Annotated in this window: 15 protein-coding genes; 9 read left to right on the top strand and 6 right to left on the bottom strand. The window is 35.6% G+C overall.

Annotated features, from left to right (window positions below; genetic code table 11):
• Positions 1–106: 106 nt before the first annotated feature.
• The 5 genes from dapB to M0Q24_RS00735 form a co-directional block, all read right to left on the bottom strand.
• A complete protein-coding gene (gene dapB, locus M0Q24_RS00755) occupies positions 107–874 on the bottom strand; it encodes a 4-hydroxy-tetrahydrodipicolinate reductase (protein WP_295045971.1) in 768 nt (255 codons plus the stop codon).
• 14 nt (positions 875–888) lie between these two features.
• A complete protein-coding gene (trxB, locus tag M0Q24_RS00750; protein ID WP_295045968.1) occupies positions 889–1,827 on the bottom strand; it encodes a thioredoxin-disulfide reductase in 939 nt (312 codons plus the stop codon).
• Between the two features lie 136 nt (positions 1,828–1,963).
• Positions 1,964–2,452 carry a hypothetical protein gene (locus M0Q24_RS00745; RefSeq protein ID WP_295045792.1) on the bottom strand — a complete coding sequence of 163 codons (489 nt, stop codon included), beginning with the start codon at positions 2,450–2,452 and terminating at the stop codon, positions 1,964–1,966.
• Between the two features lie 10 nt (positions 2,453–2,462).
• Positions 2,463–2,783 (bottom strand): thioredoxin, encoded by a 321-nt coding sequence (gene trxA / locus M0Q24_RS00740; RefSeq protein ID WP_295045790.1) that lies wholly within the window; start codon positions 2,781–2,783, stop codon positions 2,463–2,465.
• Positions 2,784–2,842: 59 nt separating this feature from the next.
• Positions 2,843–4,075 (bottom strand): hypothetical protein, encoded by a 1,233-nt coding sequence (locus tag M0Q24_RS00735; protein WP_295045787.1) that lies wholly within the window; start codon positions 4,073–4,075, stop codon positions 2,843–2,845.
• A 50-nt stretch (positions 4,076–4,125) separates the two neighbouring features.
• Between M0Q24_RS00735 and M0Q24_RS00730 the strand changes: the two genes are divergently transcribed.
• Entirely contained in the window at positions 4,126–4,569 is a 444-nt protein-coding gene (locus M0Q24_RS00730; protein ID WP_295045784.1) for a globin, read from the top strand.
• On the opposite strand, the gene M0Q24_RS00725 is transcribed toward M0Q24_RS00730, so the two are convergent.
• Positions 4,566–5,345, bottom strand: a complete 780-nt coding sequence (locus M0Q24_RS00725; RefSeq protein WP_295045781.1) for a histidinol-phosphatase HisJ family protein — start codon at positions 5,343–5,345, stop codon at positions 4,566–4,568. The two genes, M0Q24_RS00730 and M0Q24_RS00725, sit on opposite strands and share 4 nt — an antisense overlap.
• A gap of 80 nt (positions 5,346–5,425) precedes the next feature.
• Here M0Q24_RS00725 and M0Q24_RS00720 point away from each other — a divergent pair, with 80 nt between their 5' ends.
• The 8 genes from M0Q24_RS00720 to M0Q24_RS00685 all read left to right on the top strand — a co-directional run bounded on the left by M0Q24_RS00720 (position 5,426) and on the right by M0Q24_RS00685 (position 13,696).
• Entirely contained in the window at positions 5,426–6,127 is a 702-nt protein-coding gene (locus tag M0Q24_RS00720; RefSeq protein ID WP_295045778.1) for a chemotaxis protein, read from the top strand.
• Complete coding sequence (locus M0Q24_RS00715; RefSeq protein WP_295045776.1) at positions 6,127–7,419, top strand: peptidase U32 family protein; 1,293 nt, start codon at positions 6,127–6,129, stop codon at positions 7,417–7,419. The genes M0Q24_RS00720 and M0Q24_RS00715 overlap by 1 nt, the downstream gene beginning before the upstream one ends.
• Positions 7,420–7,459: 40 nt before the next feature.
• Positions 7,460–7,960 (top strand): 5-(carboxyamino)imidazole ribonucleotide mutase, encoded by a 501-nt coding sequence (purE, locus tag M0Q24_RS00710; protein ID WP_295045773.1) that lies wholly within the window; start codon positions 7,460–7,462, stop codon positions 7,958–7,960.
• Between the two features lie 264 nt (positions 7,961–8,224).
• Positions 8,225–8,695 (top strand): DUF3972 domain-containing protein, encoded by a 471-nt coding sequence (locus tag M0Q24_RS00705; RefSeq protein WP_295045770.1) that lies wholly within the window; start codon positions 8,225–8,227, stop codon positions 8,693–8,695.
• On the top strand, positions 8,695–9,552 hold the full coding sequence (locus tag M0Q24_RS00700; RefSeq protein WP_295045768.1) for an ARMT1-like domain-containing protein: 858 nt from the start codon (positions 8,695–8,697) through the stop codon (positions 9,550–9,552). Before M0Q24_RS00705 ends, M0Q24_RS00700 begins: the two co-directional genes overlap by 1 nt.
• Positions 9,553–9,590: 38 nt before the next feature.
• Positions 9,591–10,472 (top strand): glycine--tRNA ligase subunit alpha, encoded by an 882-nt coding sequence (gene glyQ / locus M0Q24_RS00695; RefSeq protein WP_295045765.1) that lies wholly within the window; start codon positions 9,591–9,593, stop codon positions 10,470–10,472.
• Between the two features lie 98 nt (positions 10,473–10,570).
• Entirely contained in the window at positions 10,571–11,458 is an 888-nt protein-coding gene (locus M0Q24_RS00690; protein ID WP_295045763.1) for a uroporphyrinogen-III synthase, read from the top strand.
• The gene (locus tag M0Q24_RS00685; RefSeq protein ID WP_295045761.1) at positions 11,459–13,696 is read left to right on the top strand and encodes an AAA family ATPase; all 2,238 of its coding nucleotides are present in this window, start codon (positions 11,459–11,461) and stop codon (positions 13,694–13,696) included.
• Positions 13,697–13,745 lie beyond the last annotated feature (49 nt).

The following is a 13,745-nucleotide window of genomic DNA, read 5'->3' as shown; positions in this document are numbered from 1 at the left end:
CTTGTTCTATTATTATGACGCTTTTTCGAGCAAAGCTCTAAACACTAAGCCCACATTTTATCGATTTTGGAAGTATACTTGATTTGTCTTAAATTTTTTATAATACTTATAACTCCAAACAATCACTTATAGAGTAAAGACCAGGTTTTTTTCCTACTAACCATGATGCTGCTCTTATAGCTCCCTTGCTAAAAGTGTTTCTAGAAGTTGCAGTGTGGTTTAGCTCTATAAACTCTCCATCATTGTAAAAACCAACAGTATGGCGACCTACAATATCCCCACCTCTAAGGGCCATAACAGAGATCTCATCTTTACTGCGCTCACCAATATTTCCATCTCTTCCACTTACTCGAACCTTATCTAAGTCAAGTCCACGACCAGTTGCCGCTGACTCACCTAGAGTAAGAGCTGTTCCACTTGGTGCATCTTTTTTATGTTTATGATGCATCTCAACTATTTCTATATCAAAGCCATCAAGTGCAGCTGATGCTTGGGCGACAAGCTTATTTAAAAGTGCTACACCTAAAGACATATTTGTAGCGTATAAAACAGGCATATTTTCACTTGCTTGTTTTAGTAGGTTTAGTTGATGTAAGCTTAATCCTGTAGTACCAATAACAAGAGGTGTAGGAGTCTCTATCGCAGCTTCAAGTAGTGTTTCACAAGCCTCAGGAAGAGAGAAGTCTATAACGATGTCACAAGCGTTTAAAAATGATTTTACGCTCGTACTTACTAAGATAGATGGATCTATAGAGAAGTTTAATTTCTCCCTAACAAACACCGAACTCAAACTAATATCATCAGTCTCTTTTAAATCATCAATAACTAACTTTCCAACTCTACCATTTGCACCAAAAACTCCAACTTTAACCATCATTATAGTACCCCTTAACCTAGTTTTTCATCTACATAAGAGATAGCTTGAAGAGCTGCTACTGCACCATCACCTGCTGCACTTACAACTTGTTTTGGAGCTGCTATTCTCATGTCACCTGCTGCAAAAAGTCCTTTTACAGAAGTATTCATACTAATATCAACTATAACTTCGCCTTTATCATTCATATCGCATAAAAAGCTACCATCTTCTTGCTTTAGAGTTTGGTTGTTAACATCATTTCCAACAAATGTAAATACACCTGGGACATCGATATCACGAAGCTCGCCATCTTTGTTTTTAACTCTTATGCCAGTTACACCCATTTTGTCACCATAGACTTCATCAGGGGTAGAGTTTAAAACTAATTCTATTTTATCAGATTTTTTAATTCTATCAACTGTATTTGGAGATGCTCTAAATGTATCTCTTCTATGGATTAAATATACCTTAGTACATATTTTTGCCAAGTAAAGTGCTTCTTCTAAAGCAGTGTCTCCACCACCAATTACAGCTACTTCTTTACCCTTATAGAAAAATCCATCACAAGTAGCACAAGTACTCACACCGCGACCGAAAAATTCATCTTCTCCAGCAAAGTCAGCTCGTCTAGGAGATGAGCCAGTTGCTATGATAACACTATGTGCGTCTGCTACAGTTCCATCACCTTTATGGATCTTAAAGAGATCTCCCTCTTTAGTAACTCTAGTAACCTCTACCATCTCATGTTTTAGACCAAATCTTTGACACTGCTCAGGCCAAGGCTCCATAAGCTCCATCCCAGTAATCTCACCAGTTGCACCTGGGTAATTTTCTATCTCTGAACTTTGAGTAATCTGCCCACCTGGCATGCCTTTTTCAAACATTACAACATTTTCTAAACCACCACGAGTTGTATAGAGTCCTGCTGTAAGACCAGCCGGTCCACCACCTATAATTGCACAATCTAAAATCATTGTTTTTCCTTATTTATTCATCTATAAGGATATTTGAACAGAGTCCAAATATCTACGCTAACCGCTGAGGCACTCAATGTGGAGAATGCCATTGGTTAGCATTCCTAAAAGCTAGGTTCTGACGAACCAGAGTTTATAAAGCTTCCACTACAGAAGCGAGTTCTTGCAAATTATCTAATTTTCGTATCATACTATCTTGTTTATAAATCTGCTCTTGTGATTTTTTTATAAAAAAAATAGAAGGGGAGTCATAGATATTAAAGCGTTGAATAAAGCTTAGTGAAGTCTTTGTTCCACTTCTTAAAAAAGTCGTACCTTCGGTGTTTTGTCTAACTTCATTGTAGTAGTCAATAGCAAGTATAGGAAGCTTAAGTTTTGTTTGGGATAGTAGTTCCATAGTGTTTGGATCTTTAGAGCTGTAAAAGACAACTATATATTTATCTTCTTGTGGATGAAAAACATCGCTTTTTTCATAAAAAGTAAACTCTTTAAAGTCTATGAACTTATACTCTGAAAATTTATAATTGAAGTAAGCAAAAGCACCTGCTATCATAGCGGCACCAAAAAATGAAGCTAGAAGAGTAGAGAGAGAAAAGAGGCTTTGACCTCTTACTCTTGACACTACTGAAACTCTACGCTAAAAGAGCGTTGATTTTTTCAGCTAGAGCTTGTTTTGATTGTGCTCCAACAACTTGATCTACCATTTCGCCATCTTTGAAGAACATGATAGTTGGGATAGAACGGATACCAAACTTAACAGCAATATCTTGCTCTTCATCAGTGTTTACTTTACAAATTTTAGCCTTACCATCAAAGTCTTCAGCTAACTCTTCAATCACAGGAGCGATCATACGACAAGGTCCACACCATGGAGCCCAAAAGTCTACTAAAGATACACCTTCACTTAAAGTTGCTTCAAAATCTGCACCAGTTAATTCTAAATATTTACTCATTACAATTTCCTTATTAATTTATATGAAAGTATTATACAAAGCTAATCTTTAAAAGGACTTTATAAATTTTTTGCAAACATTTTGTATATGCTAGAAAACAAAAAGGTGGCGCCTAAGAGCAAAAAGAAAGCACCTATATAAAAGATAATACTCTCTTTTAAAAGTAACCCAAAAGAGGAAATTGCTAAACCAAGAGAAGAAGAGATAAATTGTAAATTAGTAAGTCTTGATGGTAGAAGTTCATGGAGCATAGGAACATTTTGCTCTTCTATGAGTGGCGAGTAGATCTCAAACCATAGTAAAAAAGGGATAATCTTATATAGGTTGCCTATGATTAAAAAGCCAAAGAAACCAACAAGTAAAATCCAAGAAGCAAGTTTTAAAATCTCTGGATCTGGGCTTATAAGATAAAAAACAAAGAGTAAAAAAGAGAGTATAAAAGAGATGAAGCCTACATAGATAGATCTAGCCCAAATATCATGAACTACTTTTTTTCTAGATCTCATCATCTTTGCTAATTGGAAAAAATAGAGAAGTATGGCGATTATGGTTAAAGTGTAAGATGCAGATTCTAAAATGCTTGTTGAAAATAGAGGAGATGCAAGCATTAAAATAACACCAGCACAAAGAGTATAAAAACTCTTTGCAAATTCATTATCACTTATGCGTTTGCTAAAACCAAACATGGGAACTAAGATGATAGAGATGCCCATAATCAAAAGAGTTACAAAACCAATAACCAAGCTAAAAGTATGAGCTTTTAAAAGGGAGTGTGGATCTATCTCAAGATAGGAGTTAAATCCTAGTGCCATAATAAGACCATTTATGATGCCAAGGAGTAAAAAAAGATTGCTCATCTTCATAGCTGTGGTTATTGTAGTTTTTCTTCTAGCATTTTTTAGAGTTAAAAAAAACTCAACTATATATATGCACATAGCAACAAGAACTAAACCACCACCATAGAGTAAAAAATTAAGATCTACGTAAAAACCAATAAACATAAGTGTTAAACCAAGAGTTAAAAAGATCCAAATATACTTAAAAACAAATACATTGTGATGTTTTGTCTCAGTTACAACAGGGCCAAGCTGTGCCATTGCTGAGAAAATTGCCATCATCACAAAGCCCAACATATACAGGTGTACCCACGCTATCATAGAGAAGTCATCAAGTGGACTTTGAGGGTTTATGAAAAAAAGCCAAAGCATACTAAAGAGATAAAAAAAAGAGGTGAGGAGAAAGTATGGCTTCATAAGTTTTATAGGTGGAGAAAAATCTGGTGATACATTCATTGTTGTTTCTTTTTTTTTGTATAATTCTAACAAATTTTTAAGGGTTTTTTATGAAATTGACAATTAGTGATGGAGAAATAGGTGTTAGGCCACCGGTGGCAAAACCGCATCCTGGTTTTTTACATGAAGTAGGTGAAGAGAGATTTAAAAAGTTGGTTTATGACCATTATGATCTAATAAAAACAAGTGATATCGCTTTTTTATTTCCTGTGCACGATGAAGAAGATTTTGATGATGCTAAGCAACACGCTTTTGATTTTCTTATTCAGATCTGTGGAGGACCTAGATATTTTCAGCTGAGTCGTGGCGAGCCTAGAATGGTTGGAAGACACGCTCCATTTCGTATCGATGAAGAGAGTCGTAAATCATGGTTAGCTCTCTATGCTCCACTCTTAGAAGCTCTTGTGGATGAAGGAATAAGTGAGGAATATATAGAGAGTTTTTGGGATTATTTAGATATTTTTTCACAGTGGCTTGTAAATACTAAGAGCTAGAACTTTAGCATCTCTCTTTTTCTTTTTTTAAAGGTTGCACACTCTTTATAACCTACATCGTGAGCTAGTTTTACAAGCTCTTTTGCAAAGAGAGAGACTTGTTCTGGTTTGTGTGCATCTGAGCTAAAAGTGATGGGGATGTCTAGCTTGTAGGCATCTCTTAAAAGACCTATGGATGGGTACTGTTCAGCTATGGGTTTTCTATATCCCGCCATATTTAGCTCTATTACCATATCTGCATCTTTTATAGCTTGTAGAGCCTCTTTTGCAATTAGGCTAATATCTTTTTTTGGCAGGTATTTAAAAACTTTTATAAGATCTAGATGTCCAACTATATCAAAGTGAGAACTTTTTGCCATATCTCTTATAGCGTCAAAATATTTTTGCCAGATCACATCTATGTCTTCATGCTCATAATGACCGATAAACTCAGGGTTGTCAAAGCCCCACTCATCTATAAAATGAACCGAACCTATAAGATAATCAACATCAGCTTCTAAAACTCTCTTGTCCATATAACCATTAAGAAAGTCAACTTCATAAGCTAAAAGTATCTCTATTTTGTCTTTGTATTTTTCTCTTAGATCTTTTACTTCTCTCTCGTAAGCTCGCATTTCTTCAAACTTCATGCGATACTTTGGATCAAATTTCATAGGCGCATGATCTGCAAAACCAAAGTGTTTTGTACCAAATTTTATGGCTTTTTCAACATATTTAAACAGTTCTCCCTCGGCATGATTGCAAAGTGGAGTGTGGTTGTGTAAATCGACTATCATTTTGGTCCTCTGAAATAAAACTTACTAGGATTTTATGCTATTATAGTGACAATAAATAAATTTGGCTAGGAAACAGAAAAATGACTCAAGAAGAATTAGATGCTATGATGAATGGGGAAATCGATGATTTTGATAGTTTTGAAGATGGTGATATAGAAGAATCAACCTCCAAATTGGATAATGAAGATGTCGAAGATGATGCTGTAGATGATGCAATTCCCGCTGGATACAGTGAAAAAACATCTCATCACTGGCCGCTACCTGCCACAGATGAAAACAAAATGGTACATCAGCTAGATGATGTAACAAAAGAGGGTGAAGAAAAAGCTAGTGAAATTTTTGACATCATTGAAGCTATTAGTAATGACTTAATGGAAAAAGAATCAAACACTCAAAATGCTTTAGAAGTTATAGCTTCAAACATAGAACTCTTTAACAAACTCAGCGCAAAGTTTCCAGATGTTGATGCTTTTAAAACTCAGCTAGAAAAAAATGAAGCAGCACAAGAGGATATAAATCAAACTTTAGAAGCATTACAAAATAGTGGAGACTCTATTATGAGTGTTATGGATATTATGCAATATCAAGATATTCATCGTCAAAAAATAGAACGAGTTATTAATGTAATGCGAGCACTCTCTAAATATATGAACACACTTTTTGAGGGTAAAATAGAAGATGAAAAAAGAGTATCATCTGCTCAACACATCGCTGGTGACACTCACAATGAACTAGCATCTACGGATGATATTGAAGCACTACTAGAGCAGTTTGGGAAGTAATGAGAAAGGTTGAATTACTCTCTCCTGCTGGAACTTTAGAGAAACTAAAAATAGCTCTTGACTTTGGCGCTGACGCTGTTTATGGAGGAGTTAGCCACTTCTCGCTTCGCATACGCTCTGGAAAAGAGTTTAGTATGGAGGAGTTTAAAGAGGGAATTGACTACGCTCATGCAAGAGGCAAAAAAGTCTATGCGACCATTAACGGTTTTCCTTTTAACTCTCAACTCTCACTTCTTAAAAAACACATACTAACGATGGCAGAGTTGGGTCCTGATGCTTTTATAGTTGCAACTCCAGGTGTTTTGAAATTAGCTCATGAACTAGCTCCGCAAATTCCTCTACATCTCTCAACTCAAGCAAATGTTATGAATGTTTTAGATGCAAAAGTCTTTTACGATATGGGTGCTACTAGGATTATTACAGCTCGCGAGATCTCGCTAAAAGATCTAGTGGCGATAAAAAAAGAGCTTCCAGATCTAGAGCTTGAAGTATTTGTTCATGGATCTATGTGTTTTGCATATAGTGGAAGATGTCTTATATCTACACTTCAAAGTGGGCGAGTTCCAAATCGTGGATCTTGTGCGAATGATTGTAGATTTCCTTATGAGATCTATGCTGCAAATCCCGATACCGGAACACTCTTTAGGTTAGAAGAAGATGAGGGTGTTGGAACCTACATTATGAACTCAAAAGATCTAAATCTAGCATCTCATATAGATGAGATACTTGATAGTGGAGTTGTGGACTCTGTAAAAATCGAGGGACGAACAAAAACATCATACTATGCTGCAGTAACTGCAAAAGCTTATAGAAATGCTATAGATGATTATTATGATGGCAAGTATGAAGCGAAAAAGTATCAGTATGAGCTAGAGAGTTTGCAAAATCGTGGATATACAGATGCTTACTTGATCTCAAGGCCATTTGAAAAACATGACACTCAAAGTTTAGACTTTACAATGCAATTAGGCTCACACCAAGTAAGTGGACAAGCTGATGAGAGTGGAGAGTTCTTTTTGTGTAAATATAAAACTTTGCCAAATGATGAGTTAGAAGTAGTAGCTCCAAAAAACTCAAAAGTAGAGCTGATCAATAATGAAATAGGCACAACTTACGAAAGAGATGGCGTCATATATTTAAAACTAAAAGAGTTAAGAGCTAAAAATGGGAAAGTCTGGCAAGAAGTTCATAGTGGAAATGTAAATCCTATAGCACTTCCAACGAAGTTTGCTCCATACACTTTTTTTAGGATCAAAGCTCATGAAGATATGAGTACACATCCAAAGAGATAAAAAAAGTGTATAATTTTAAACAAAATAAATAGGACTGTAAATGAAATTTGTATCAATTGTGATGGGTAGCAAGAGTGACTATGAAGTAATGAAATCGTGTTCAGACACATTTGAGGCTTTTGGCGTAAACTATGAGATGATTATATCTTCAGCTCATCGCTCACCTGAGAGAACTGCAAACTATATAATTGAAGCAGAAAAAAAAGGTGCTCAGGTTTTTATTGCAGCAGCTGGTATGGCTGCTCATTTAGCAGGTGTTTTATCTTCAAAAACTGTTAAACCTATCATCGGTGTACCAATGTCAGCATCTGCGCTTAGTGGTATAGATGCACTTCTCTCTACTGTTCAAATGCCAGCTGGAATGCCAGTTGCTACAGTTGCAATAGGAAAAGCGGGAGCTATAAACTCAGCATACTTAGCAATGCAGATCTTAGCACTTGACAATGAAGAGTTAGCAGTTAAACTACAAGAAGATAGAATTTCTAAAGCTAAAAAAGTTGAGATCGATTCACTAGAGATAGAGACAATAATAAAAGCGTAGGTAACTCAGATACATTCCACCTCAGGAGAGGATGGGAGAGTAAAGAGGCACAAGTGCCGAGAGCTTCCCGCCGAGGGAAACCTAGTGTTAACGTAGGTAGCGGAATTACTTCCGATACCGTGACAAACGAGTAGAGGCACAAGTGCCGAGGGCTTCTCGCCGAGGGAAACCTAGTGTTAACGCAGAGAGAGGGACTTGTTCCTCTCTCGTGAATAATAGTAGGAGCGCCCTTAAATTTATGCAATAAATTAAAGGAAAAAAGTGATGAAGTGGATGAGCGATGAAGAGTATATGGAACTCACAGGCCTTGATATGGATGCTATTGATGACTTATGTGCTCGTGGAAAACTAACAGTAGAAGTCAAAAATGGGATCAGAATGATAGATCCATCTAAAGGCTCACAAAGCGTGGTTCCAGCACAACTAAAAGAGCTCTCCGCTAGAAACACTAAAGAGATGTTAGTTCAACCTGAGTTTGTTGAAAAAACTATTGGTACCATCATCAATCTTCATGAAAAAGTATTAGATGCAAAAGATGAGACCCTAGAAGCTGTAAGGGCTGAAAACACCTTTTTACGAGAAGCTTTAGGTTCACTTCAAGAGCTTTATGATGAAGATAGAAAAACAATCCACACACTTCAAGAACAATTAAAACTATCTCAACAAGAAGTTGAGTTTATGAGAAGAAAGTACAAGCTTATGTGGAACAAAGCAATAGATGAACACACTACTTAATGAAAATAGATAAAGCTTGTGTTGATTGCATAGTCAATCAAAGTTATAGAGTTTGTGACGCAATAGACGCCTCAGAAGAGTTACGAGATCAAATAACTTCAACTATTAAAGAGATGAGTAAGGAGTTTTCATATGCTAAAAATCCTCCAGAGATCGCTTCTGATGTTTATGAAAAAATGGCTCTTATGGCAGAAAAAGAAGATCTTTATAGAGAGGCAAAAGCACTCTCAACACAAAAAGCTCTCTCATTTGTTCCACTAATAGAAGAAAAACTTCTAAAATCTGCCGACAAACTTCTAACTGCCACAAAAATAGCAGTAGCTGGAAATGTAATAGATCTAGCTGCAGTTGTTGAGTTTGACTTAGAAGAAGAGCTCTCAAAGGTTTTTGAGACAGACTTTGCTCATGATGACTTTGAACTACTTCGAGAAAAACTTAAAAATGCAAAGAGCGTTTTAGTTATAGGCGACAATGTCGGCGAACATATTTTTGACTATATCTTTGTAAGAACTCTAAGAGAGATCTACCCAAGTGCGAATTATTCATATATGGTTAGGGGAAATCCAATCATAAACGATGTAACCATGAAAGAGGCAAATGAAGCTGGGTTTGATAAGATCTGCTCCTTAGTAGATAGCGGAGTTAACACTCCCGGATTTTCATATAATCGTGCAAATGTTTATTCAAAAGAGCTTTTTGATAGGGTAGATCTAGTTATAACTAAAGGTATGGGAAACTACGAGTGTCTAAGCGAGACTCACAGAAGTGATTTGTGCTTTTTGTTAAAGGTAAAGTGTGAGGTAGTAGCCTCTTCTTTAGAAAGAAAAGTAGGCGATATAATCTGTAAAATGATATAATTGCAAAAATTTATGAAATAAAATTAAGGTAAATAGATATGATAACTTTTAGTGAAATGCTACTAAAACTTCAAGAATTTTGGATGAAACAAGGGTGTAATATTGTTCAACCTTACGACATTCCAGCAGGTGCGGGAACATTTCATCCAGCTACTTTTTTACGCTCACTTGACTCACAACCATGGGCTGTTGCTTATGTGGCACCATCTCGCCGTCCAACTGATGGAAGATATGGACAAAACCCTAACAGACTTGGATCTTACTATCAGTTTCAAGCACTTATAAAACCATCTCCAGACAATATTCAAGAGCTTTATTTAAAATCATTAGAGTACCTTGGTCTAGATGTGAAAAACCATGATATTCGTTTTGTAGAAGACAACTGGGAATCTCCAACTCTTGGAGCGTGGGGACTTGGTTGGGAAGTTTGGCTTAACGGCATGGAAGTAACACAGTTTACTTACTTTCAACAAGTCGGCGGTATAGAGTGCAAACCTGTTGCGGTTGAGCTTACCTATGGAACTGAGAGACTTGCTATGTATCTTCAAGGCGTTGATAATGTTTTTGACATCGTTTGGGGTGAGAATGAGCATGGAAAAACATACTATAGAGATGTTCATAAAGAGAGCGAAATAGAGTTTTCAAAGTACAACTTTGAAGTAGCGGATGTTGAGATGCTCTTTGCTGACTTTGCTGCAAAAAGTAAAGAGTGCCAAAGAGCTATAGAAGCAGGGCTTCCACTTCCCGCTTATGATCTGTGTATGATGGCATCTAACACTTTTAATATTTTAGATGCAAGAAAAGCTATTTCACAAACAGAGAGACAAAATTATATACTCAAAATTAGAGAACTTTCAAAAGCTTGTGCTGAACTTTATAAAGCTCAAGAAGAAGATAGAATGCAAAGAGTAAAGAGTTAGTTTTGCAATAAAGTATCAAGTAGAGTAAAAAAATATCTGATTTTTAGTTGGTTACCTTTAAAACTGTTATAATATAACATTTTATTTAGGAGTAAGTTTTGCAAATAGAAAAAATAATCAACCCACTAGACTTGATATATTACGAGTATGACAAGAGGACTAAGAGACTTTTTTATGATACTAACTACTCAAATAGATTTATAGAACTAGAATTTTTTAAGATCACTTACCATCTATCTAAACAAAATATAAAGTTTAAAGTACTTAAAGACAAATCCATAGAGTTTACAAAGCAGAAATTTTCCCTAAAAGAAAAGTTTGAAAAACTTCTAAAATATATAGATCATAAAAAACAAAACATCTATTTACTAAACGATACAAAGATGAAATTTGCGAAAAATATCCCTCTTTTTGAAATAAAATATATAAAACAAAATGTTAATTTTCATAATTATGATGCTCTTATCTTTAGCTCTAAAAATGGAGTTTTAGCAATAGAGAGTATGAATAAAGAGTGGAGAAAAGTTCCTTCTTATGCTATTTCAGAACAAACAGGAAAGCTTATTCGAGATTTTGGTGGACACCTGAAATATGCTGGAAGAAAAAGACACGGCGATGAATTTGCATATGAGATATTAAAAGATTTAAAAGGCAAGAGAGTTTTGTACATTAGAGCAAAAGAAGTAGTCTCAAATATGTTAGAGATTTTAAAAGAAAATGGTATCAAGTGCGATGATGTGGTCGTTTATGAAAACTTATTTAAAGAGCCAAAAGAGAAAAAAGATCTACCAAAAAACTCTAAAATCGTTTTCTCATCTCCATCAACGATAAAGTACTTTTTCAAAGCTTTTTCATGGGATGACTCTTATACGGCCATATCTATTGGACACACTACTGCAAAGTACTTTCCAGAACATATTAAACCTATTATTGCAGATAAAACTTCTCTAAAGGCTTGTGTTACTAAAGCTTTGGAGATAGAGTAGTTGAGCCAAACTCTTATAGGACAGATTGATCGTATACTTTTTGAGGATGATGGTTTTTTTATAGCTAAACTTAAGAGTGGTGAGAAGATTAGTGGGACTTACTTAGAGAGTGAAGTCTCACATATAAAAGACTCGGCTATTACTCTTAGTGGAGAGTGGTTTGAGCATAAAAAACATGGTAAAACTTTTAAATTTGACTCCATTAAAGTTAACCAAAATCATCTCTTTTTCTTTTTAAACAAAATAGTAAAAGGTTTTACAAAAAAGCTCTCCGCTGAACTAATAGAACACTTTGGTAATGATGGTCTTGTAGAGATTTTAGATAACGATATCGAGAGACTTTTAGAGTTTAAGGGCATAAAAGAGAAGCGACTTAAAAAGATCCAAAGCTCATGGAAAAAGTTTAGATCTATGCGTCGTCTTGGAGAGTTTCTAAGCCCTTTTGATGTCTCTCAAGCACTCTTAACTACCATAGCTACTGCTATGAGAGATGTTGATGAGCCTTGCTCTAAGATAAAAGATAATCCCTACATATTGACTTCCATAAACTCCATAGGCTTTAAAAGAGCGGATGAATTAGCTCTAAAAATGGGCGTGGCGAGCGAAGATGAAAACCGCATAAGCTCGGCTATGGACTATACACTTTTAAACTATTGTGAGCAGCAAGGAAATAGTTGTATCTCAAAAGATATACTCTTTAGTGGTCTTGATGAGCTTTTAGGATTTAGCCAAAAAAATCATCTCTATGAAGCGGCTTTGGTTGAGAGAGTTGCAGAAAATAGTATTGTTATAATGAAGAACAACAGAGTCTCCCCATCAAGACTATATGATGCTGAGAAATTTCTGCATGAGACCATCACAACTAGAGCAAAAAAAGATAGTGGCGGTTTTGTAAAAGATCTAGATGAGTTTTTAAAATCAAAAGAGTTAAAACTTGGGGATGAGCAAAAAGAAGCAGTAGCAAAGATCAATGAGGGCGTATCTATACTTTTTTTGGTTGGATATGCAGGAACTGGAAAGAGTACAACTTCAAAAACAATCTTAGAGCTTTTAAATACAAGATATGACGCAAAAGAGATAATGACTTGTGCCTTAAGTGGCATAGCATCTCAGAGAATTGCAGACACAACTGGTTTTGAGAGTGCTACTATTCAGTCGCTTTTGGTTAAGTACGAGGCGGCTGACTATTTTCCTTTTGGAGTCGTGCTTATAGATGAAGCATCTATGATCAACTCTTCACTTTTTGCAAGACTGATGCACAAAGTTCGTAAAGATGCTATCGTTGTTGTAGTAGGTGATGATGCACAACTCCCTCCAATAGGTGCTGGAAATGTTTTGAGTGATGTCTTAACACTAGAGTTAGCTCCCACAGTAAAGCTTACAAAGATCTATAGACAGAGTGAAGATCAAGCTATTCGGCTTATCGCCAATGATATTAGAAAAGGTGTAGTTCCAGCATATAGAGAGAAGTATGAGGATTTTGAATTTTTAGAAGTAAGCATAGAAAACTACTATGCTCTAAGAGAACAACTCTCTCAAGTAGAACTTCAAGAACTAAGAGAGTCTAACGCTGAAGACATTATAACTGAGATGCTTCATAAGCTTATAGAGTCCTTGCAAAAAGCGAGATATAGGTTAAATAACAAGCAGATAAAAGAGTATCTAAACTACTTTCAAGTTATCACTCCTATGAAAGGTGGAACACTTGGATCTAACAATCTTAACAAGGTTTTACAAGAGTACTTCAACCCAAATCCTAAGAAGTGTTTTAAAAGAGGTGGAGTTGAGTTTAGGCTTATGGATAAGGTGGTTCACACTAAAAATGAGAATATGACTTCATGGAGTGGGGATGGTTTTAAAAATGGTGAGGACTCAAGTCAAAGACGTATCTTTAATGGTATGAGTGGACTGCTTTTTAAGATAGAAGAAGCTGATGAGCAGTTGTTTGTTTTTTATCCAAATGAAGATATCGTTGTGGTTTATGAGTATGAAGAAGCAAAACCATATCTGATGCTCTCATACGCTCTAACTATTCATAAAGTTCAAGGTATGGAGTATGATATAGTTGTTATTCCAATGACTTTTTCACACTTTATCATGCACAATACAAAACTAATATATACAGCCATAACAAGAGCAAAACATAAATGTATTATCATAGGAGAAGGTGCTGCTTTTGAGAGTGGTTGTAAGAAGTTTGAACAGACTGCAAGAGACACAGTTTTACTAGAATTGTGATAATAATTCAACTTCTAAGAGCACTTTTTAGATACATTTGTTAAGATAC

The organism is Sulfurimonas sp., from assembly GCF_023228785.1.
Lineage (GTDB): Bacteria > Campylobacterota > Campylobacteria > Campylobacterales > Sulfurimonadaceae > Sulfurimonas.
The sequence above is the reverse complement of the archived record's forward strand: the minus strand, read 5'-3'. Positions and strand labels throughout refer to the sequence as shown.